Here is a 22817-nt window from a genome sequence, read left to right as displayed (position 1 = left end):
CCAGGTTAGGTCCAGCTCGGCAGCCACATCATGGAGTGGTACCAGGAATCTGGAATCTTGTAGCCGTACAAAATGGGGGAGAAGTAGAAGAACATTGCCACTACCAGGGCTAGGTAGAACACGGCGGCGATGGTACCCCAACGTACGGGGCCGCCGGCCAAGTTCTTCAGCCATCCCCACCGCACAGGCCTGCCATGCCCGATGAGCTGGCCTAAAGCTAACGCAATAAGCACGATGACAAAGGGGATAAAAGCCGTGGCGTAGAAGAAGTACATTTGGCGGTCAAAGGCCGCGAGCCAGGGCAAGAAGCCTGCCGCAAAGCCCACCAAGGGGATAAGGAAAGCGCGGTTGCGGCGAATAATGAGCGACCACAGGCCCCACAATACGGCCGGGATGACCAGCCACCAGATGGCTGGGGTGCCAAAGAGGTAGAGCATCTTGCGACATTCGTTACTGCCATCACCGCACTGCAGGTCGGTGGAGGAGTAGTACAAGATGGGGCGGGCGGCCACGAGCCAAGCCCAGGGCTTGGAATCCCACGGGTGATGGTGGCCGCCGGAAGAGGTTAGGCTGGCATGGAATTCCAAGACAGAGGAGTGATAGTAGAACCAGCCGGCCAAGGAATCAGGCAGGTTCAGCAGCCACGATCCATCCTCGATGGTGCCATCCACCTTGGCATGGCGGTACACGGCGGTTTCGGAGGCAAACCAAGCCCGCCAGGTCCAGGCGTAGAGCAGTACCGGCACGAGCACGAGGGAGGCCAAGGCAGCAGGGGTATCGCGCACCAGGGTGCCGAGGATATAGCGGCGTACCCCATAGCGCTTGCGCAAGGCAAGGTCGCTAAAGACGGACATCAGACCAAAGAACATGATGAAGTACAGGCCGGACCACTTCACGCCCAGGGAAAGACCAAGGCAGACACCTGCGAGGAGGCGCCACCAGCGGAATCCAAAGCGCGGGCCGAAGGCGGAAGAGCCCATCCCGCCCTTCAAAAACGCGTTGTGGAGGCGCTCACGCATCTGATTATGATCGCGGGCGAGCGCCCAGGCGGCGGCTACAACGAAAAAGACTTGGAAGATATCCAGCATGCCGAACTTGGAGGAGACCAAGAGCACGCCATCAAATACGGCGATGAGGCCAGCTAGGGTTGCCACCTGCCAGGATAAAGAGACTCGGCGGGCCAGGGACATCGTCAAGAGCACGGTGGCTGCACCGAAGAGGGCCGTCATAAAACGCCAGCCCAGAGGGGAATAACCAAAGATCCATTCGGCAAGTGCCACGATCTGCTTGCCCAGCGGTGGGTGAACCACCAGCCCGTAGCCGGGGTTGGTTTCAATGCCGCCGATAAAAAGGTTATCCCAGCTTCGCACCATGTCCCAGGCTTGGGGAACATAGTGCTTTTCATCAAAGACGGGCGTGCCCTTGGAAACGGGCGCAGTAAGTCCGACAAAACGGGTAATGAGCGCAAGGACGCCGACGACGCTAGTGCTTATCCAGTCAGCTTTGCCCCACTGATAGGCGCGGGGTGCTGGCGGGGCCACGGTGTCGTGCGTGGTGCGCGATGGGGCAGCGGTAGCAATAGTCACTTGGTTGAGTCTAGGCGACAACGTAGCGCGACCGCGCATTAGAGAGTATGGAATGCTAGAGGTATGTCTGTTTTAGGTCTGGATCCACTACCGCGCGGGGTAATTCTCGCCGCCACGCCGCTGGGAAACGTAGGAGATGCCTCCGCGCGTTTAATGCATGCCTTGCAGCATGCGGACGTCATCGCGGCCGAAGATACGCGGCGCGTGCGTAATCTGGCCCAGGCCTTAGGGATCCAGATTTCCGGGCGGGTGGTGTCCAATTTTGATCACAATGAAAAGGACCGAGCCCAGCAGCTTATCGACGCCGCCGCGTCAGGCACCGTCCTCGTCGTCACCGATGCCGGCATGCCGATTATTTCTGATCCAGGCCTGTCCCTTGTGGCCGCGGCGGCCGAGCGCGATATTCCTGTGACCTGTTTTCCCGGCCCGTCCGCAGTGCCGACGGCCCTGGCGCTTTCGGGCCTGGGCGTGGGGCACTTCCTTTTCGACGCCTTTCCTCCTCGCAAGCCCGGTCCCCGCAAGGCCTGGCTGGAATCACTGCGCAACGAAAAGCGAGCCATTGTATTCTTCGAATCTCCTCACCGCGTGGCCGAAACCCTGGCCGAAGCAGCGGAAATTCTCGGCGCCGACCGCCCGGCCGCGGTGTGCAGGGAACTGACCAAGACCTATGAGGAAATCCGCCGCGGGAATTTGGGCGAGCTTGCCGAGTGGGCAGTAGACGGCGCTCGGGGAGAGATCACCGTGGTGATCGAGGGCGGTACGGCCGCTGCCGCTACCGCCGCGGACTTGGTGCCCAAGGCGCTCGAGCTAGCGGAGGCAGGGATGCGGCTGAAGGACGCGTGCAAGCAGGTCGCCAAAGGCACCGAGGTCTCTAATCGCGAGCTTTATGATGCCGCTTTAGCAGCCCGCAAGGACTAGTCCCTACCGCCTATTCGATTACGTCACACCCCGTAGCGCGCGTAGATGGCTTCACTAACGGGGGCTTTGTAATTGAATTGTTATAGTGCTCGGGCGTGTGGGCGACTTAAAGCGGTATTTACATGGGGAAACGAAGCGTAAAATCCTTTCAAATTATCGTGGAAAATCCCTGGGAAACGGTGTTGAGCAGCGAAGTTTCTACGTGCTTCGTTTGATAATTGAGTAGTTCCGCACCACTGTATAGCTCATGACAAACTCGGAAAACATGGGCACAGGCGCGCCAGAAGAAGGAAAGGAACCGGTCGGCGCCCAGGCGCAGCCGGCCTCTGCTTCTTCGAGCGGGCAGCCTATTGAGAATTATCAGACTGTAGACGAACAGCTGGACGCACAATCTGCCACCGGCCAGCTTCAGGATATGATTCACTCCGATGGTTTCCACCCGGAGCGCTATGACGATCCTGAGGTGGAAATCGCGGCCGATCGTGACAATATGCCAATCGATTGGTCCATCGTCGGCATTGCCGGCGTACTGATTGCCGCGATCGTCGTGTGGGGCCTGGCCGCCCCGGATAACTTTGCCAACTTCTCCTCTTCGGCCCTGACCTGGGTCGTGGATAACTTCGGTTGGGCCTATATCCTCTTCGGCACCGTCTTCGTGGTGTTCGTTGTCTTTATTGCCGCCTCCAAGTTCGGCTCCATCAAGTTGGGCCACATTAATGAGGAGCCGGAATTTTCCACCCCATCGTGGATTGCCATGATGTTCGCCGCCGGCATGGGCATTGGCCTGATGTTCTACGGCGCTTCCGAGCCGTTGGCCAACTACCGTGACGGCACCCCGGGCGAGGGCACTGGCAACGTGGGTTCGTCCATGGCCTATGCCATGTTCCACTGGACGCTGCATCCCTGGGCGGTCTACGCCATCGTTGGCTTGGCCATCGCGTACTCCACCTTCCGCATTGGCCGCAAGCAGCTATTAAGCCAGGCCTTCGTGCCGCTCATCGGCGAGCGTAACGCTAACGGTGCGGTGGGCAAGTTCATCGATGTCCTGTCCATCTTCGCCACCGTCTTCGGTACCGCCTGCTCCCTGGGCCTGGGTGCCCTGCAGATTCAGGCCGGCCTGAAGGCATCCGGAATCATCGATAACCCCACCAATTCCGTGGTTATCGGCATCGTGCTGGTCCTTACCCTCGCATTCCTCCTGTCCGCGATGTCCGGTGTGGGCAAGGGTATTCAGTACATTTCCAATGCGAATATGGTCCTTGCCGCAGTGCTGGCGATCTTCGTGTTCATCTTGGGCCCGACCGTTACCATCCTCAACCAGATTCCTGGCTCCATTGGTAACTACCTCAACTACTTCACCGAGATGATCGGCCGCACCGCCGAGTCCGAAAACGGTACCGCCGGTGAGTGGCTGTCCGGCTACACCATCTTCTACTGGGCATGGTGGGTTTCCTGGTCCCCATTCGTGGGCATGTTCCTGGCACGCATCTCCCGTGGCCGTTCCGTCCGCGAGTTCTGCCTGGGCGTCCTGCTCATCCCAGCCGGCGTATCCACCCTGTGGTTCGCTATCTTCGGCGGCACTGCTATCCACATGGAGCAAAACGGCGAATCCATTACCGGCGAGTCGGCTGAGGAAGAGCTGTTTAATCTCCTGCAGTCCATGCCCGGTGGCTTCGTTGCCGGTATTGTTGCAGCGGTCCTTCTGGCTACCTTCTTCGTCACCTCTGCAGACTCTGCGTCCACGGTTATGGGCTCTATGTCCCAAAATGGTGCTTCTACCGCTAAGCCGTGGCTATCCGCGGCATGGGGCGCACTGACTGCCTTGGTAGGCCTGACCCTGCTCTTGGCTAATGAAGACGCGCTGTCTAACCTGCAGAACGTCACCATCGTCGCTGCACTGCCGTTCCTGTTCATTGTCGTTGGCCTGATGTTCGCCATCTACAAGGCTCTGAGCGAGGATGTTATTTACCTCGAGTACCGCGAGGCACAGCAGTTCCAGCGCAAGATGGCCCGCGAGCGCCGCCTGCACCGCGAATACCAGCGCACGCAGGTACTTAAGAAGCGCCGCAACGAGCGTCTCAAGCACCCGATGAAGCGCAAGTAATTCGCGTCCTTTGCGGTTGCTTTCATAGCGCCCATCGTTTCCTCAGCAGTGGGGAAGCGGTGGGCGCTTTGTTCTGAAAATGCGGTTCACCTGCGGAGTAAATGTCTGCCCTAATCGTGTGGGCACGAGCTGGCTTCGATACAGTAGAACCCATGACTGAGTCTGTAGTAGTAAATGTTGCCTGGCCCTATGCCAACGGCCCGCGCCACATCGGCCATGTGGCCGGCTTTGGTGTTCCTTCTGACGTCTTTGCACGTTTCCAGCGAATGCGTGGCCGCAACGTACTCATGGTCTCCGGTACGGACGAGCACGGCACTCCGCTATTGGTTCAAGCGGACAAAGAAGGCGTGTCCGTTCGCGAGCTGGCAGACCGCTACAACCGCCAGATCGTCACTGACCTAGCCAACCTCGGCCTGTCCTACGATCTCTTTACTCGGACCACCACCCGTAACCACTACTCCGTGGTACAGGAACTCTTCAAGGGCCTGTATGCCAATGGCTACATGCTCAAAGAGACCACCCAGGGTGCTATTTCGCCGTCTACCGGGCGCACCCTGCCGGACCGCTATATTGAGGGCACCTGCCCCATCTGCGGCGCGGATGGCGCCCGCGGTGACCAGTGCGATGAGTGTGGAAACCAGCTCGACCCAGTGGATCTGATCAACCCCGTATCCAAGATCAACGGCGAGACCCCAAAGTTCATTGAGACCGAGCACTTTCTACTGGATCTGCCCTCCATCAAGGATGAGCTGCAAAAGTGGCTGTCCACCCGTGAGGACTGGCGCCCGAACGTCCTGAAGTTCTCCCTAAACCTGTTGGAGGATATGCGCCCGCGCACCATGACGCGCGATATTGACTGGGGCATTCCGATCCCCGTTGAGGGCTGGCAGGACAATAACGCCAAGAAGCTCTACGTGTGGTTCGATGCGGTCATCGGTTACCTGTCTTCCTCTATCGAGTGGGCATACCGCACTGGTCAGCCTGAAGCCTGGAAGGACTTCTGGCAGAACCCGGAGGCCCGCCACTATTACTTCCAGGGCAAGGACAACATCACCTTCCACTCCCAGATCTGGCCGGCCGAGCTTTTGGGCTATGCCGGCAAAGGCGACAAGGGCGGTGAGCTTCACCAGTACGGCGAGCTGAATTTGCCAACGGAAATTGTCTCCTCTGAGTACTTGACCATGTCTGGTTCCAAGTTCTCCTCGTCCAAGGGCGTTGTCATTTATGTCAAGGATTTCTTGGCGGAGTTTGGCCCAGATGCCCTGCGTTACTTCATCGCCGTGGCCGGTCCGGAAAACAATGACACGGACTTTACCTGGGATGAATTCGTTCGCCGTATCAATAATGAGCTGGCCAATGGCTGGGGCAATCTGGTCAACCGCACCGTTTCTATGGCGTTTAAGAATTTCGGTGAGGTTCCAGCACCAGCAGCGCTGGAAGAAAAGGATAAGAAAATCCTGCAGCTGGCGGAAGAGACTTTCGAGACCGCCGGTTCTTTGCTGGAACAGTCCAAGTTCAAGCAGGCGATTACCGCTATCATGCACGTCGTCGGCGAAGCCAACGCTTATATTGCAGACCAAGAGCCATGGAAGTTGGCTAAGGATGAGACCCAGCGCGAGCGCCTAGCTACCGTGCTGTGGACTGCTCTCCAGGTGGTTTCTGACTGCAATGTCATGCTCACGCCGTACCTGCCGTTTACCGCGCAGAAGGTCCATGAAACCTTGGGCCGCAGCGGTGTGTGGGCAGCCCAGCCGGAGGTCCATGATGTCAAGGACGATATCCCGGTAGAGCTCGTTGGTGCTGGCTTGCCGCCAGAGGGTCATGAGTATCCGGTCATCATGGGTGACTACACTCAGCAGCAGGCAAAGTGGGAGCGCATCCAGGTAGAGCCGGGCACTGCCTTGGCCAAGCCGAAGCCGCTCATCTCTAAGCTCGACCCAGAGTTGGGCGAGACAGGCCCAGAGTGGGCGCCTGTTACTAAGTAACAGCACCTAAAACGGCCGCGTTATTGTCTCTTTTCAACAAAGAAAAGGGCATAACGCGGCCATTTTTGCATTCCGGTCAAGAAAAGGAGCACGAAATACCCGTATCCTTGCCGGGAAGGGTGGTTTAGCGCTCGAAATCGCGCTGGAGGTGCACCAAGCCGAGGCGGACGCCATCCTTGGTATGGATATTTGGCATACGGCCGGTCTCGGTAAAGCCGAATTTCTTGTGCAGGGCAATAGAACCCTCGTTGGTATCGACGATATAGGTGATCATCGTCTGCACGTAGGCGTCGTCGGCGGCGAAGTCCATGAGGGCGTCGAGAAGCTCGGAGCCCACGCCCTTGCCCTGAGCGGAGGGGGCAATGTAGACGGAATCTTCCACGGTGCCGTAATAGATGGCGGGGGTCACGAACTGGAAGTAGGCCGCCCAGCCAATGACCTCATCATCGTGCACGGCTACAAAGACCGGGGAGCCGGCCTGAAACATCTCCTTGAGCCACTCTTCGCGGTCAGAGACATCTTCTTGCCACGTGACCAGGTTAGCGGCGGGTTTCGCTGCGGAGCCGGCGTTGTAGATTGCGGTGAGTGCGGGGGCGTCGGCAAGCTCAGCAGGACGGATATGCATAGAAATTCCTTTACACCAGAAGTTGTAGGTGGGTGAGGCTCAACCAGTGATCGAACTTGTAGCAAACCTCTTTAAGAGTACCCACGTTTTCAAACCCGAACTTTTCATGCAACTTCAGTGATGCCGCATTGGTGGAAACGATGAGGGCGAGCAAGGAATGGACCTTATCATCGGCGCGGGCCGCATCTACCAAGGTGCCAAGCAACGCAGTGCCCACTCCCTGGCCCTGAGCGACGGGGGAGAGATAGATGGTCGTCTCATAGCAGCCGGTCCACACCTGCGGATCGCGGTAAGGATGGTAGAGCGCCCACCCCAGGTAGGTGCCAGTATCGGACTCCGCGATGAGGCACGGGCAGCCCTCTTCCCAGATGTGGCGCAGGTAGGCTTCGCGCTCTGCGATGCTAGCCGGGGTCGTGCGGAAAATGACGTCGGTGTGCTCGATGGCCCAGTTGAGGGTCTCGGTCATGGCGGGCACATCCGCAAGGCCAGCGGGTCTGATCAACATGGCAGCCAATATTACAATTGCCTACATGGCTAAAAAGAAGCGACGTCCCACTCCCGTTCCAGCACCGGGCCTAAGCGGCCTCATCGATGCGCATACGCATCTGTTTTCTCACAAGGACACCGATGAGGTGCTGGTCAATCGCGCGCGTACCGCCGGTATTAGCCGCATGGTGACGGTGGGCGATGACCGCCGTGAATCGGCAGCGGCGCTGGCTACTGCACATTCCTTTCCGGATGTTTATGCCGCCTGTGCCATTCACCCAGTGCGCGCCAACGAGTTGGATGCACCCACCAAGGTGGCATTGGAGGAAATGGTGGCGGATCCGCGCTGCGTAGCGGTGGGAGAGACCGGCCTTGATGCCTACTGGGTGCAGCACGAGCCGGAGACCACCGCGACCATGGCCCAACAGGAGGAATCTCTGCGGTGGCATATTGACCTCGCGGTGCGCCATGGCAAGACTTTGATGATTCACAACCGCGAGGCGGATGCGGACTTAATGCGCATTCTTGCCGACGCCCCCTCACCCGACACCGTTATGCTGCACTGCTTTTCCTCGCCGCTGAAGGTAGCCGAGGAAGCCTTGGAGCGCGGCTACGTATTGTCCTTTGCCGGTAACGTCACCTTCAAGCGCAACGCCGAGCTGCGGCAGGCGGCGGCGAAGGCGCCGGCTGGCCAGCTTCTGGTGGAAACCGATGCGCCATATATGACGCCAGAGCCCTACCGGGGCCAGCGCAATGAACCGGCTCTTATTGGGCACACATATGAATGTATCGCTCGCGTTCGCCACCAGGCGGTGCAGGCGCTAGCGGCGGAGGTAAACGATACTTTTGATCGCGTTTACGGCCTGCGCTAACGCCTAGGTGACGGTTTTCACAAAAATAAAACCCGCTGGTCAGAGGTGGCGGGGGTGTTTGGTGTGGCGGTTGTGTGCCCAGTGAGGCGTGTGGTGGATTAGCCCTCGACTTTATCTTGCTGTTATCGTATCGTTATTAATCGTTCGTTTAGGTTCTAAGGTCGTGCAGCGCCACCCTCGGTGCGGCAGCAGCGGATCTGAGCAAGGGAATTGCCTGCGTGGACTTCTTTGCTGACCTAAACTCTTGTAATTGTTGAAACCTGCACTACCGGAGATTCATTCAGCATGTCACCTCATCAGATCAAGCGCCTCAATAACTCCCGCTCGCTGCCACTGCGTCTGGCAACGGGTGGCGTATTGGGCACCCTGGCCGTCGGCGGCGTGGTAGCCGTTGCGGCACAAAAGGACGTCACCGTGGACATCAACGGCGACAAGGTGGAGTTGGCTACCTTTGCCAAGGATGTCGACGGCGCGCTGGAGGCAGCCGGCGTGCAGGTGAGTGAGGAAGACATCGTCTCCCCGGCCCCGTCCGAATCCGTGGGTGATGGCGATGAGATTTCCGTGCGCACCGCCAAGCCGGTGGCCGTGACCATCGACGGTGTGCAGCAGCAGCTGTCCACCACCGACCTCACCGTTTCTGACCTGCTGGGTAACCTCAACGGCGTGGTCAAGGGTGCTTCTGTGAAGTCTGGCGATGCCGACGTGGACGAGGACGCCCAGCTGGAAGAGGGCATGGACCTTGAGGTTGTGTCCCCGAAGATCGTCAAGATTAATGATGGCGGCAAGGTAACCTACACCAAGATTGCCGCTAAGACCGTCGAGGACGTCCTCAAAGCCCGCAATATCGACGTTGATGACGATGACCGCGTCTTCCCGTCCAAGGAGACCAAGGTTACCGAAGGCATGTCCATCAAGGTGGACCAGGTTTCTACCACCGTTTATGACTCGGAAGAAGAGTTTGACGCCGAGCCCAACTTTGTCGATGACCCGGAGCTGGAAGAGGGCACCGAAGAGGTCCGCGAGGAAGGCGTTAAGGGCAAGCGTGTTATTACCCACAAGCTGGTAATGAAGGACGGCGCTAAGGAATCCAATGACGTCATCAAGGAAAAGGTGACCGTCGAGCCTAAGGCTGCCACCATTGCCCGCGGCACCAAGAAGTCCGAGGAGGAAAAGCCGGAGAAGGGTGGCAACTCCGGTGCTGCTGCTCCGGCGGTGGCAGATGGCTCCGTCTGGGATTCCATTGCACAGTGTGAGGCCACCGGTAACTGGGCTATTAATACTGGCAACGGCTTCTCCGGTGGTCTGCAGTTCACCCCATCCACCTGGGCAGCATTCGGCGGTACTGAGTACGCACCGGAGGCATGGCAGGCTTCCCGCGAGCAGCAGATTGCCGTGGCAGAAAAGGTGCAGGCAGCGCAAGGCTGGGGCGCATGGCCGGCATGTACTTCCAAGCTGGGCCTGCGCTAAACCGCAGCGCTTCTTGGCCGCACACCCACTGTGGTGTGCGGCCTTTTTGTCTCTTCTACTAAGTTAGAAGGCATGACTAATTCCACCGGCGCCGCGCTTTTGGGTCCCGTTGAGATCCGCGCCCTCGCGGAGAAGCTCGACATCGTGCCCACCAAGAAGCTGGGGCAGAACTTTCTGCATGACCCGAATACTATCCGGCGCATCGTCGCCGCGGCGGAGCTGGATACCACAGACCGCGTCCTCGAGGTAGGCCCCGGACTGGGATCGCTGACCCTAGGCCTCGTAGAGGCCGTGGGGGACGTGACCGCGGTGGAGATTGATTCCCGCCTGGCGGCGCAGCTGCCCGATACCGTGGCAGAGCGCGCCCCTGGGTATGCGCAGCGCCTGCGCGTAGTGGAAAAGGACGCACTGCGCGTGACGGATTCTGATGTCACGGAGCCGACTGCCCTCGTGGCCAACCTGCCGTATAACGTCGCCGTACCGGTTCTACTGCATTTGCTGGAGACATTTCCCTCCATTCGCCGCGTGCTGGTGATGGTCCAGCTGGAGGTGGCGGACCGTCTCGCCGCCCAGCCGGGCAGCAAGGTTTATGGCGTGCCCTCGGTCAAGGCGGGCTTTTATGGCAAGGTCTCCAAGGCTGGCACGATTGGCAAGAACGTCTTTTGGCCCGCGCCCAATATTGAATCCGGGCTGGTGCGCATCGATGTCTTTGAAGATGCTCCCTGGCCGATCACCGATGAGTCGCGGGCTAATGTCTGGCCGGTTATCGACGCCGCCTTTGCCCAACGCCGCAAGACCCTCCGCGCGGCATTGTCTGGCCACTTTGGTTCGGGTGCCGCGGCCGAGGAAGCGCTGCGAGCGGCGGATATCGATCCGAAGCAGCGCGGTGAAAAGCTTGCCGTAGAGGACTTCGTACGATTGGCAGGAATCTAAATGAGTGCACCGCTAGATAACGAACCATTCGTCTATACCGCGCGCGCTCACTCCAAGGTCAATATTCACCTCGGCGTGGAGGAACCGCGTGAGGATGGGTTCCATGAGCTTGCCAGTGTCTTTCAGTCTTTGAAGCTGCATGACACCGTGACGCTCACGGACTTGGGAAATCCCGAGGTGGATAAGCCGCGCATTCAAGGCTTAAAGGTTACGGGCCCTCATGCACAGGGTGTGCCAGAGGACTATACAAACTTGGCGTGGACCGCGGTTAACCGCATCATGCAGTACCTATACACCACCCATGGGCCGAAGGCGCTGCCGGAGGTAGCGCTGGAAATCCACAAAGCCATCCCTACCGCCGGAGGCATGGCGGGCGGCTCTGCTGATGCGGCCGCCGCGCTGCGCTTAGCCGAGCGCTGCTATGGCGGCTATTACAACATCGACTCGGTGGGCGAGCCGATCTTGGACGCGTTAGGCGCGGCGCTGGGCTCGGATGTTCCCTTTACCTTGTTGGGTGGCACCGCGCTCGGTACGGGGCGCGGCGAGCAGCTGACCCCGATGATGGCGCGCGGTACCTACCATTGGGCGCTCATCGCCTCGGACCGCGGGTTATCTACCCCGCAGGTCTTTCACAAGCTGGATGAGATGCGAGAAAAGGGTCGCGGCGGCGCGCCGCACATGGATACCGCGGCGGTATCGCAGGCGCTCATCTCAGGCGACCCGCACCGGGTGGCAGAGCACTTGCATAATGACCTGCAGCCGGCGGCGCTTTCCCTGCGCCCGGATCTGCGTAAGACGCTGGAGGCGGGTGTGGCCGCCGGAGCCCTCGCGGGCATTGTCTCCGGCAGTGGTCCGACCTGTGCCTTCCTCTGCGCTGGGGCAGAGGAGGCTAGGGAAGTGGTCTCCCAAGTGACGGTAGAGATTCCCGGAACCAAGGGTGTGGCTACCCATGGACCCGCCAGCGGCGCCGTGGTGCTGTAGCTAGAGCACCGTCATCTCGGTGGGCTCAATGTCGAGGTCGAAACGGTTGACTTCCTTTTCTTGGAGAAGGTCGATGACCACGAGCTGCTTCTTTTGGGCGTCGGTAATAAAGGCGTAGCCATCGGCAGCCTGCAGGATGGGCCCCGGCTGCTGCCATTCCTTATTTTCCTTCCACCTGGAGATGACATCGATCTGCGAGGTGATTTCGCCGGAATCTGGGTCGATGATGTTGAGTTTGCCGTCGGTAGTGAGCACCAGTGCCTCGCCCAGCGGGCCGCGGGCTAGGGAGCGGAACCAATAGGAAGCATCGAGGTCAACCTTCTTCGCGGAAAAGTCCTTAGTATCCACCAGGGTCACGGAGGTGGGGCGCTCGAGTTCTGCATCCTCGCCGGTCTTATTATCGGCCAGAATGACATCGGATTCCTCCGATCCGGCAGCATTGCCCGAGCGCTGGTAGCCGCCTGCGCCGGCATAGGCGGAGGTGTCCACCTTGTGGAATTTTGTGCCATCGAAGATTACAGGGCCGTCCTCGCAGCCGAAGAAGATATTGCCGTTTCCAGCGGCGGCCTCGCCGTGCACGCCAGGGCACTTGGTGGTTTCAGTAAGGACCTTGCCCTCCTTATCCAGATGCTGGATAGTGTGGCGCTCGTCCTCGGTTCCCTTGGTGATAACTACCGAGCCATCCTTCAGCGGTACAGCCACGCCGTGGTGTGCGGCGCCGGTGTCTACGGTATTGACCGGCTGGGCATCGTCTTTGCCAATGTCTTCGGTCTTGTAAATCCGTGCTACGCCATCGCCATCGGAAAACAGTGCGGTAAAGCCGTCGTGGTGGACCACGTGGCCGGCATGGGGTGCGTTAATAGTGGCGTCGCCAAGCGAGGGCTCAGCGGTGTAGTAGTGGTTGTGATCGCCGTGGCCCTTGGTGATGCGCCCGGTGTCGTAGGTAAGGAAGCTATCGCCTTTGGTGACCATGACGTGGCGGTCGTCGCCGGCATCGCTCAGGCGCAGGAAGGCATTCATTTTGTCCTCGCCGATTACCTTGCCGGTCTTAGCGTCATAAGCTCGCAGACCCTCCGCGTGGGAAATGACAATGCGGGTGGGTAGCTGGGCTACCTCGGTCTCGCCCTCCTCGGCTTCGAAACCTTCGTGCGAGTGCCCGGCGTGGTCATGGCCGTGCTCATGGTCGTGCTCGTGAGCGTGGTCCTCCTCGCTGTGCGCGTGGTCGTGGGAGTGCAGGGAGTCCTTTTCCTCTTCCGTGGGGGCGGAACAGGAGGTAATGGCTACTGCCGCGGCAGAGAGCACCGCGCAGAGAGAAAGTGTGTAATGCTTCATACATAGGCACACTATTGGACGTGAAAATCAATAGCAATAGGTTGGAGGAATGCGGGGGTATGTGCAGGGAGGTATTAAGATGGACACTCGTTATGGCAAACCTGATTAACCTCGAGCAAGTCAGCAAAACTTATGGATTAAAAACCCTCCTAGACGGGGTATCCCTAGGTGTGCAAAGCGGCGATCGCATCGGCATCGTCGGCGTTAATGGCGGTGGCAAAACCACCCTGCTGGAGGTACTCACCGGCATCGAGCCGCCCGACGCCGGCCGCGTATCCCATACCTCTGATTTGCGCATGGCTGTGGTTACCCAGCGCTTTGACCTGCCCGATGAGCTGACCATCGCGCAAGTGATTATTGAGCCGCTGGAATTGGAGACCTATGAGTGGGCCTCCAATGCCAAGGTGCGCGATGTCTTGGGCGGGCTGGGCATTGTAGATCTTGGGCTCGATACTCCGGTGGGTTCGCTCTCCGGTGGCGAGCGCCGCCGCGTGAACCTGGCCGCCGCGCTAGTGCAGGATTTGGACCTCGTGGTGCTCGATGAGCCGACCAACCACCTCGACGTGGAAGGCGTGCAGTGGCTCGCGGACCACCTGCTCAAGCGCAACCTGGCCGTGGTCGTGGTTACTCACGATCGCTGGTTCCTCGATACCGTGGCCACGTGGACCTGGGAGGTACACGATGGCGTGGTCGATACTTACGAGGGCGGCTACAACGACTGGACCTTTGCCCGCGCCGAGCGTGCCCGCCAGGCCGATGCCATGGAGCAGCGCCGCAAGAACCTCGCCCGCAAGGAGCTGGCCTGGCTGCGCCGCGGCGCACCGGCGCGTACCTCCAAGCCGCGCTATCGTATCGAGGCCGCTGAGGCGCTGATCGCCGACGTGCCGGAGCCGCGCAATAAGGTCGAGCTTATGGCCTTTTCCAAGCAGCGCCAAGGCCGCGTGGTTATCGAGCTAGAGGATGCCACCGTGCAGTCCCCGGATGGTCGCACCTTGGTGGATCACCTCACCTGGCGCCTAGCCCCCGGCGAACGCATTGGTTTGGTGGGGGTTAATGGCTCCGGAAAAACCACCCTGCTGCGCACCTTGGCCGGCGAGTACGAGCTGGCGGCCGGCAAGCGCATCGAGGGCCAAACCGTGCGCCTCGGTTGGCTGCGCCAGGAACTCGATGACTTAGATCCGCAGCGCCGGCTTATCGACGCCGTCGAGGACGTCGCCACCTATGTCCAGCTCGGTAAAAAGGAGCTTTCCGCCTCCCAACTGGCCGAGCGCCTGGGATTTTCCGCCAAGCGCCAGCGCACCCCGGTAGGTGACCTTTCTGGTGGCGAGCGCCGCCGCTTGCAGCTGACCCGCGTACTGATGGCCGAGCCCAATGTGTTGCTGCTGGACGAGCCCACCAATGATCTCGATATCGATACCCTGCAGGAACTGGAGTCCCTCCTGGACTCCTGGCCAGGCACCATGGTGGTCATTTCGCACGATCGCTACCTCATTGAGCGCATCGCGGATAACACCTACGCGCTCTTTGGCGATGGCAAGCTCACCAACCTCCCCGGCGGCATCGACGAGTACCTGCGCAAGCGCGCCGCACTTGAGGCGCAGCAGAGCTCCGGTGTGCTTAACCTGGGAGAAAAGAAGGCAGACAACGCTGCACCGAAACCAGAAAAGAAGCTCTCGTCCCAGCAAGAGCGCGAAATCACCAAGAAGATGAACGCCCTCGAGCGCAAGATGCACAAGCTGGAAAAGGCGTCCGCGCAGATTAATGAGAAGATGGCCACCGCCGCGGAAAAGGTTGATACCCAGGCCTTGACCGAATTGGACGGAGACTTAAAGGAAAACCGCAGCGCCTACGAGGAACTGGAGATGGAATGGCTGGAGTTGGGGGAGAAGCTCGAAGGGTAGAAGCCCGCATCGCCGATATTGTCAGCTACCTCGACCTGTGGGGCATTATCGGCGCCGCAGCGCTTTTTACCCTGGGGCTTACCCCATCCATTCTGCCGCGCGATTGGCTCTACCAAGGGCTCGTCTCCGGCATCGCCGCAGGACTCGGCTATACGCTGGGCATCGCCCTCAAGCTCGTGTGGTACCGGCTGGTGGTGCGCTATGTGGCGCCTCGGCATGCCTGGCTCGATGCCGCCACGTGGCCAGCTCGGCGCTACCGCCTAGCCTCCCGCATCGCCACCGCCGCTTTTGTGGTCTGGATGATAGGCTTTGCGGTCTTTGCCGTGCGGTGGCAACGCCAACTCGCAGACGCCCTGTCCGCACCGGCGCCCACCATTGCGAGCTATGTGCTGGTGGTTCCGCTGGCACTGGCGGTATTTACCGCCTTTCTTTTCCTCCTGCGCCTGCTGCGCTTTTGCGTGCGCTGGCTTTCCAGCCACTTTCCCCAGCGCTTCCGCGCCGCCTACCGCGTTGTGGGTGCGGTACTCATCGTGGCACTGGTGGGCACGTATACCGTGGAAAACCTCATCCCCGGCGCCATTGTGGGTGTGGGGGAAAGAATCTTTACCGCCCAAAATGCCGAGCCCGATCCTGCAACGCAGCGTCCCACGTCTGCTGAGCGCAGTGGATCCCCAGACTCCCGCGTGGACTGGAATGGGGTGGGACTACAAGGCTCGCGTTTCCTCTCCTCCGGTGCGCACCGCGCGGAATTGGAAGAGGTTACCGGAAAGCCGGCTAAAGAACCCATTCGCGCCTATGCCGGCCTGGGCAATCGCGCCTCCAATGAGGAGCGAGCGCAGCTGCTTATCGACGAACTCGAGCGCACCCACGCCCAAGACCGCAAGGCCCTGCTTCTCATTATGACCACCGGAACGGGATGGGTGTCGTCCTATTCCGCCCAGGCCTTCGAGCTGCTCTACGGCGGCGACACCGCCATTGCGGTCGCCCAATACTCTGCCATGCCCTCGGCGCTGCATTTCCTGTCCGGCGGCGGCCAAGTAGAACGCGCCGGGCAGGAGTTCATTAACCCCATCGTGGACTGGTGGAACGGGCTGCCGGAGGACAAGCGCCCGAAGCTCTACCTCTACGGCGAATCCTTAGGCACCACGGGCATTGAAGCGGCCTTTTCCGGGGTGCGCGATATCGCCAATTCCGTCGACGGCATCCTATTGACGGGGCCGCCGCACTTTAATCGCCTGCGCACCCAGTTTGTGGAGCGCCGCGACCCTGGCTCTTCTGAGATAACTCCCGAATACGCCGGCGGCCTCGTCGTGCGCTTTGCCAACGATGACGCGCAGGTGCGCCAATGGGGCACGGTGCCAGAAGAGGAGTGGGGACGCACCCGCATGCTCTATATCCAACACCCCTCGGACCCGGTGGCCTGGTGGTCGCCACAGATGGCCTTTAAGGAGCCGGATTGGATGCGCGAGCGGACATCGTATTCTGCCGAGCGCGTGATGCAGTGGATGCCCCTCATCTCTTCCCTCCAAGTAGCCGCCGATCTGCCCGGCGCAAAGGACGTACCCGATGGGCACGGTCATAACTACGGTGCATCGGTGCTCGACGGCTTTGCCGCCATCGCTGGTCCAGAGGTGGCGGGAGCCATTGACCCCGATGAGCTGCAACGCCAATTTGCCGCGCTCGACGTCGGCATATACTAAGTGCGCTTTAGCCAAACCTCATAGGTGGCGACATTGTTATACACATTCTGTGCCGTAGGCAAGGCAGCCAGAATCAATGCCGCATATAACTCCACGCCGTTTAGCCCCAGCGCTGCGCCCACGGCCAGCGTGAAAGCGGGCATGCCCACCAACTTCAATACCGTCGCGGTAAGGGTGGGCAGACGGTCCTCCTCCAGCAGCCCGTCGCCCTTTAACGAGGCACCAAAGCTCATCAGGATCATAGGAATAGAAGCGCCACCCAATATCTCCAGCGGTTTCATCACCACATCCGGTACCTGCCACTGCGCCGCGGAGACAATAAATCCCGCCACCGTAGCCAACACCACAGGCGCGGTAATCCCTGCGAGCACGGAGTTCCATATCGATCGCAGGCTCGTGCCCTGCGCATTGAGACCCGCGATGATAAACGGGGAGAGCACCGCCATCTGGAGAACCAATGCTGGGATGACGTAGGTGGCATCACCAATGGCATAGGTGGCAATGGGCAGGCCAATATTGACCGAGCTGTAGGAGCTCGCCGCCGCAGCGATCACGGCCACCACTGGGGATGCAAACGCGGAGGTATTGGATGTTGCCACGCTGGAAAAGATGAGTGCCGGAGTAGCCGCCCAGAAGGCCGTGCGATTGAATTGCAAGCACGCCTCGCCCTGCCGATAACACCCCTGTGAGCCAGCACAAACCCGACGTCGATGACTACGAAAATAATCGCGAACGCGGTCAATACGTCCAGCAGCAGTCAATAACCTTTCGCAGTACTCCAAAAGCGCGGTGAGGATATAGTCTCACCATCCGTATTCCCTCAAGACCACAGGGAGCATAACAAAGTTGTATCGAATTACCTGCGCAGCCCGGAAACTCCTTCCAGACTGCCGGCCACCTATGGCACGGTAGAGGGCATGAAGCTTTCTCACCGTGCAACCGTAGCCGTCCTGTCCACCGCTCTTGTCATTACTGGTACATCCACCGTGGCCTCTGCTCAGCCGGCCTTGCCGCCGCAAATTCAGCAGGCTTCTTCGCAAGCTCAGCAGCTTTCTTCTGATCCTTTCGCCGCTGTGAAGGATTTCCGCCTCACCTTGCCACCGCAGGCCTATGAGCTGGCCGAGAAGTACAATATCTCGCTGCCAGAATTCCTGGCCAAACCAGCGGGCCACGCGCCCAAGGTAGCTGGTGAGTTGGGGGCCGCCACCACCGCCCACCTCGAGAAGGCTGGGCACCGCAAGGACGCCCACGCGGCCGCCATCGCCCAGGAATGGGCCAACCAGGGTGCCGCCGGCAAGCTTGACTACAAGGGCGGGGTAGCCCACGGCCTGAATCACAAGGACGAAGGCCAGGGTTCTGTTCACCGTCTCACCGAGCAGCAGGCACAAGACCGTCTGAACTGGTTTAACCGCGATGTACCAGTCAATGCTGGTTCCCCACACGGCTTTGGTGTAGCAACTGCTTATGACGGAACCTACATCTACGTTGCGGAGTTCTTCCTCAACTAAACTGCATTCCACTAGTCCCGATTTCACCGCATTCGTGGCCTCTATCTGCAGCGATGACGAGGCTGCAAGGTGCCGGTAGGATCGGGGCATGATTTTGATCAACGTACAGTTCCACGTTAAGCCCGAATACGCAGAAACCTTCCTCGATGAAATCAATTGGTACACCGAGGCCTGCAATGCAGAGCCGGGCTGCATCGACTTCAAGTGGTTCCGCGATCCAGAAGACCGCCAGCGCTTCCTGCTGCTGGAGTCTTACGCAGACGGCAAGGACGTAGAGCACGTCCAGAGCGAGCACTTCCAGCGCTCCTGCGAGGAATTCCCGAAGTACCTCGTGGAAACCCCGGACATCATTAACGTTCATATCGAAGGCCGCACCGGTTGGGACAAGATGGGCGAATTCTCCGTCGATTAATCTCAACGAATAAAGCTCGCCCCTCTACTGCAATGTAGAGGGGCGAGCTTTTTCTATGCCTAGGTGCACCAGCGCCCTTCGCGCTCACAGCGGATGCTGCTTCTAGCGGAGCACACCTTCCGGTGAGCGCGAAGGGCGGGGAGGGGTGGGAACTAGGCGCTTTCCGACGCCCCTCCTCGCGCCTTCCATTCCTTTACTGCGGCACGCACTGCGAAGACACGGTCTTGTCGCCATTCGAGTACTGCTTTAGAGCATCGTAGAAGGCATCCGAGTACTCGCCGGTGCGTTCCGGCATCGGGTGGACGCCATCGGAGTAGAGGATCTCCGGGTTGCTCTGTGCATGTCCGCACCAGTCAGCGATGTATACGTTGTCGTATTCCTTGGCGGCGTCGAGGACATCCTGTTGGGATTGGGCCATCCACTCACGGTCACCATAAGGAACAGCCATGACAACGGTGTGGTCCTCGCCGATGATATCCAGCGCTTCCTTGATCTGGTCTGGGAAGGCAGGGCCGTTAGTACCAAACCCGAGGAAGACGGTATCGCGCAGCTGGCCGGAATCCTTGAGCTGCTGCAGAACCTGGATACCCGCAGTGTAGTGGCGGGATACCTCTGCATCGACGTAAATCTGCGGGAAGCGCTGCTTGAGGGCGCCACTAGAAGCCAGCATCACTGAGTCGCCGACAGCGGTGATGTCTTTGCCCTGTGGCATCGGGCGGGTCTTCTTATCCTTCGCGGCAGCCTTATCGTCGTTGTCCTCAGCAGGCGGCTGTGGCGCAGCATCATTCGGCTGCACCGGGGCATTGTTGCTGCTCTGGTTCTGCTGCTGAAGCTCCTCCAGCTGCTGTTCCAACTCGGTCTTATCGCTGGAATTAACAACGCCGTAGACTACGCCGGCTACAGAGGCAATGACCAGGAATGGGACTACCGGCCACATGGTCGTGCCAAAGCCATCGCGCAATTCGCTAAATCCTGGGCGGGAGGACCAGTAGGTCTTCCATGTCTTCTTATAGCCGCCGCGGCGGAACGGATTCTCAATGAACTGATAGGAAATCTCGGACAGAAGCAGCGAAATAGGCACGGCTACAAGGCCCAGGATCCACGATTTATCGGAGTTCTGGTTGCCCTCGAAAAGCGCCTTGAGCATCATGATGACCGGCCAGTGCCAGAGATACAGCGAGAAGGATCGCTGGCCAAACCAGCGCATGACCTTGGTCCTAAAGAGCGGGGTCATCGGGCCGTATTCGCGAACCACGCCCCACACCATCAGGACGCCAAGCACGCTAGTGAGGAAGAGCCCACCCCGGTAGGTGATCTCCGCGTCATCCGGCATGAGGAATAGCTGGACACCGTAGCCGATGAGCGCCACAGTGCCGATGATTCCGGCGATGCGCGATTCGGCTTTGCCTGCCGCTGCCCACGAATCCGCCTGCGGGTCGGACTTGGTAGAGGTCATCAGCAAAGACAGCACGGCGCCTGTGAGCAGGCCAAAAGCATGGGTATCGGTGCCGTAGTAGACGCGCGTCGGGTCTTCACCCGGCACGTAGATGAGCGCCATGGCCACGGCGGAACCGATAGCTAAGACTGCGGCTACGAGGATAGGAAGCCGGCGCGGCTTGCGGCGAGAAATCAGGAAAACGCCGGTAATAAGAAGCGGCCAGAAGACATAGAACTGCTCCTCCACGGCCAACGACCAATAGTGGGCAAAGACCTGAATCTCATTGTCCGCAAAGTAGGACTGGGAGGTGGCGATCTGGGTCCAGTTATTGACAAAGAATAGAGTACCCAAGAACTGCTGGCGCAAGCCGACCGCTAGGTCCCCGCCTATCCACGCCACCAAAGCGGTACACATGACCAGGACGGATACAGCTGCTGGGAGGATGCGCCGGAATCGACGCACCCAGAAGTCCTTCAAGCTGATTGTGCCGGAGGTACGGAATTCGCGCACCAGCAACGAGGTGATGAGGAATCCGGAGAGGACGAAGAAGAGGTCAACGCCCAAGTAACCACCGGGAAGCAGGGAAGGGAAGAAGTGGTACAGCACCACGGCAATAACTGCGAGGCCGCGCAGTCCATCCAGCCCCTTGACCTGGCGCAGGCGGGCGTGGCGCTTCTTCTTAACTACCTTGCTCTCTGGCGGCGTAGCCAGCGCTTCAGGGTCCTTGGCCTGCTTTTGTAGCGGATACTTAGACTTAGTATCTACCTGCGTGATCGAGGCTTTCTGTGATGCTGGCTTTTGCGCAGCTTGTTGTGGCTGGCGCGGTGCCGCCTTTGCCTGTGGCTTTTCAGGGGCTGGATGTTGCTCCTTCGACGGCTGTGCCTTCTCCCGCTTTTTCTCAGCGGCGGCAGCGGCGGCGGCCGTACCCGCTCCAGCTGCTACGGCGCCTGTCGCAGCGGACTTGTCTGCCTTTGCAGGCTTCGTCTTCGGAGCGGCTTGAGGCTCGGCCTTCTTCGGCTGGGGCGAACCAGGCTGTTGCTTTGCCTTGGGCTTTTGAGCGGCTCGCGACGGCTTTTGCTGGGCCGGGGTTGGAGTGCCCACCTGCTGCGATTTACGAGCCAATCCGCGACTGATATCGGAGGGCTTAACCTGCGGGCGGCGCTTGGTTACCTCCTTGGCATTGTCTTGAGGCGTCGCCTCCTTTGCCTTCGGCTGCGGCTGTTGTTTCTGTGCCTGTTGCTTGGGCAGTTTGCCCTTAGCGGGTGTGCCTAGCTGCGATTTCGGCTGGACTACCTTGTTTCCATTGCGAGCAGTCTGGTTTTGCGCCGCCCCAGCTTTCTGCTGAGAAGGATCAGATGCAGTCTTTGGCGCAGCCACCTTCGGCTTGGGGGCAGAGGTGCCCTTCTTTGGCGCTGGAGCGCTAGGAGTCGAGACCTGTGGGGCAGCCTTCTGCTTTGCAGAGCCGGGAGTACGTGCTGATCCTTGGCCCTTGGACGGTTGCGAGGGCTTTGACGGCTGCGCGTTCTTCTTCGGCGTAGGTTGCGGCTGCGGTTGCTGCTTTGCCGAGTTTGCCGGCACGCGCTTGGGGGAACGTGGGTTCTGCGCTTGCTGCTGGCCGGTGGCCGGCTTGGATTTAGCCGGCTGGGATTTCTGCGGCTTTGCCGGTTGCGGGGAAGCCTTCTTCGCGCTGGAAGAAGAGGACGGCTTGGGCGTCTGCTTCGGCTTCTGGGTAGTGGGTTGAGTCTGAGGTGCGGGCTTTACCGCGCCTTTCTGAGAGGGTTGGGTGTCAGGCTTCGCGGCCGGCTTCGGGGAAGTACTGCGGGTAGACGGAGTCTTTGGGGAGGACTTAGGCGGGGTGGTGCTAAAGCTTGCGCCGCGGCGTGGTCGCTGAACCGGTTCGTGTGCTTTGCGCTGTGGCTTCTTGTCCTGAGCAGGCGAGTCTTGTTGCTTTTTAACAGCTGTTTTGGGGGAGGATTCTGCCTTGTTTTGCTGTGTGGTGGATGGCTTGGTGGCAGAACCTTGGGCTGCAGGCTTGGTCATTGGCGCCTTGGCTGCAGGCGATGGCGAGGCGGACTTAGCCTGCTGCGGTTTTGCGGAAGTGGCCTTGCTTGCCTGGGATTTTTCAGTGCTGGGCTGAGTAGTGTCCTTAGCCGCGGGCTTGGCGGCAGGCTTCGCACTTTTCGGCTTCGCAGCAGCAGGCTTGGATTCGGAAGCCTGTGCAGCCTTTGCCGGGGTGGGCTTGCGCGCAGGTGTCTGTTTAGCTTGGTTCTTGGACTCGCCGTCCTTAGCGGTGCGGTCCTGGGGCTTGCCCTTCGGCTCGGTGGATTGGGCACCCGTGGTGGATTCGGTGTTGGTCGAGTTCTGGCGCGCAGAATCCTTGTTTTTAGGGGTCTGGGGCGCACTGGTAGAGCCAGCTTTGGGCGGTACTGGCTGATAGACCGGTGTGCGTGGTTCGTTCGAACGCCCAGGTTTCTTCTTCCCCAGCAGTGAGCGCAAAATTTGCTTCACAAAAACTCCCAAAGCACTACGTATATTTTCTAAACGGACTATTTTAGCCTGCGCACCAGCA

General features: G+C 59.7%; 16 protein-coding genes and 1 pseudogene. 11 read left to right on the top strand and 6 right to left on the bottom strand.

The genetic code is table 11. The features are described 5' to 3' along the window. Window positions 1-5: 5 nt before the first annotated feature. The gene (locus QKD99_RS05050) at window positions 6-1625 is read right to left on the bottom strand and encodes a phospholipid carrier-dependent glycosyltransferase (protein WP_198492750.1); all 1620 of its coding nucleotides are present in this window, start codon (window positions 1623-1625) and stop codon (window positions 6-8) included. 24 nt (window positions 1626-1649) lie between these two features. Here QKD99_RS05050 and rsmI point away from each other — a divergent pair, with 24 nt between their 5' ends. The 3 genes from rsmI to metG all read left to right on the top strand — a co-directional run bounded on the left by rsmI (window position 1650) and on the right by metG (window position 6593). Further along, window positions 1650-2504, top strand: coding sequence for a 16S rRNA (cytidine(1402)-2'-O)-methyltransferase (rsmI, locus tag QKD99_RS05045; RefSeq protein WP_347950883.1), 855 nt, complete (start codon window positions 1650-1652; stop codon window positions 2502-2504). A gap of 247 nt (window positions 2505-2751) precedes the next feature. After that, entirely contained in the window at window positions 2752-4608 is a 1857-nt protein-coding gene (locus QKD99_RS05040; RefSeq protein WP_284767685.1) for a BCCT family transporter, read from the top strand. A 152-nt stretch (window positions 4609-4760) separates the two neighbouring features. Continuing rightward, window positions 4761-6593, top strand: coding sequence for a methionine--tRNA ligase (gene metG / locus QKD99_RS05035; RefSeq protein WP_297552856.1), 1833 nt, complete (start codon window positions 4761-4763; stop codon window positions 6591-6593). Between the two features lie 124 nt (window positions 6594-6717). Here metG and QKD99_RS05030 read toward each other — a convergent pair whose 3' ends face one another. Next, window positions 6718-7218, bottom strand: coding sequence for a GNAT family N-acetyltransferase (locus QKD99_RS05030; protein ID WP_284766863.1), 501 nt, complete (start codon window positions 7216-7218; stop codon window positions 6718-6720). A gap of 10 nt (window positions 7219-7228) precedes the next feature. Further along, window positions 7229-7723 carry an N-acetyltransferase family protein gene (locus QKD99_RS05025; protein ID WP_347950882.1) on the bottom strand — a complete coding sequence of 165 codons (495 nt, stop codon included), beginning with the start codon at window positions 7721-7723 and terminating at the stop codon, window positions 7229-7231. Window positions 7724-7748: 25 nt separating this feature from the next. Here QKD99_RS05025 and QKD99_RS05020 point away from each other — a divergent pair, with 25 nt between their 5' ends. From QKD99_RS05020 to QKD99_RS05005, 4 genes are all read left to right on the top strand, one after another. Continuing rightward, complete coding sequence (locus tag QKD99_RS05020; protein WP_284868126.1) at window positions 7749-8576, top strand: TatD family hydrolase; 828 nt, start codon at window positions 7749-7751, stop codon at window positions 8574-8576. Window positions 8577-8861: 285 nt separating this feature from the next. Next, on the top strand, window positions 8862-10043 hold the full coding sequence (locus QKD99_RS05015) for a resuscitation-promoting factor (RefSeq protein ID WP_239273875.1): 1182 nt from the start codon (window positions 8862-8864) through the stop codon (window positions 10041-10043). A 72-nt stretch (window positions 10044-10115) separates the two neighbouring features. Then, a complete protein-coding gene (gene rsmA, locus QKD99_RS05010) occupies window positions 10116-10976 on the top strand; it encodes a 16S rRNA (adenine(1518)-N(6)/adenine(1519)-N(6))-dimethyltransferase RsmA (protein ID WP_347950881.1) in 861 nt (286 codons plus the stop codon). Beyond that, a complete protein-coding gene (locus QKD99_RS05005) occupies window positions 10977-11957 on the top strand; it encodes a 4-(cytidine 5'-diphospho)-2-C-methyl-D-erythritol kinase (RefSeq protein ID WP_347950880.1) in 981 nt (326 codons plus the stop codon). Here QKD99_RS05005 and QKD99_RS05000 read toward each other — a convergent pair whose 3' ends face one another. Beyond that, window positions 11958-13289, bottom strand: a complete 1332-nt coding sequence (locus tag QKD99_RS05000) for a hypothetical protein (RefSeq protein ID WP_347950879.1) — start codon at window positions 13287-13289, stop codon at window positions 11958-11960. It abuts the gene before it with no gap. Window positions 13290-13381: 92 nt separating this feature from the next. On the opposite strand from QKD99_RS05000, the gene QKD99_RS04995 reads away from it, so the two are divergent. Further along, entirely contained in the window at window positions 13382-15190 is a 1809-nt protein-coding gene (locus tag QKD99_RS04995) for an ABC-F family ATP-binding cassette domain-containing protein (RefSeq protein WP_347950878.1), read from the top strand. Next, window positions 15157-16890: an alpha/beta hydrolase gene (locus tag QKD99_RS04990; RefSeq protein WP_347950877.1), complete on the top strand. Its 1734-nt coding sequence runs from the start codon at window positions 15157-15159 to the stop codon at window positions 16888-16890. The genes QKD99_RS04995 and QKD99_RS04990 overlap by 34 nt, the downstream gene beginning before the upstream one ends. Before the next feature lie 20 nt (window positions 16891-16910). Here QKD99_RS04990 and QKD99_RS04985 read toward each other — a convergent pair. Beyond that, window positions 16911-17644 (bottom strand): annotated as a pseudogene (locus tag QKD99_RS04985) (AEC family transporter); the annotation flags it as partial. A gap of 163 nt (window positions 17645-17807) precedes the next feature. On the opposite strand from QKD99_RS04985, the gene QKD99_RS04980 reads away from it, so the two are divergent. Together QKD99_RS04980 and QKD99_RS04975 are read left to right on the top strand one after the other, a co-directional pair. Beyond that, window positions 17808-18398, top strand: coding sequence for a hypothetical protein (locus QKD99_RS04980; RefSeq protein ID WP_239277791.1), 591 nt, complete (start codon window positions 17808-17810; stop codon window positions 18396-18398). 88 nt (window positions 18399-18486) lie between these two features. Then, the gene (locus QKD99_RS04975) at window positions 18487-18810 is read left to right on the top strand and encodes a putative quinol monooxygenase (protein WP_005323747.1); all 324 of its coding nucleotides are present in this window, start codon (window positions 18487-18489) and stop codon (window positions 18808-18810) included. 193 nt (window positions 18811-19003) lie between these two features. Here QKD99_RS04975 and QKD99_RS04970 read toward each other — a convergent pair whose 3' ends face one another. After that, window positions 19004-22756, bottom strand: a complete 3753-nt coding sequence (locus QKD99_RS04970) for an acyltransferase family protein (RefSeq protein ID WP_347950876.1) — start codon at window positions 22754-22756, stop codon at window positions 19004-19006. Window positions 22757-22817 lie beyond the last annotated feature (61 nt).

Origin of the sequence: Corynebacterium sp. c3Ub_189 (genome assembly GCF_039907195.1) — a bacterium.
Lineage (GTDB): Bacteria > Actinomycetota > Actinomycetes > Mycobacteriales > Mycobacteriaceae > Corynebacterium.
The sequence above is the reverse complement of the archived record's forward strand: the minus strand, read 5'-3'. Positions and strand labels throughout refer to the sequence as shown.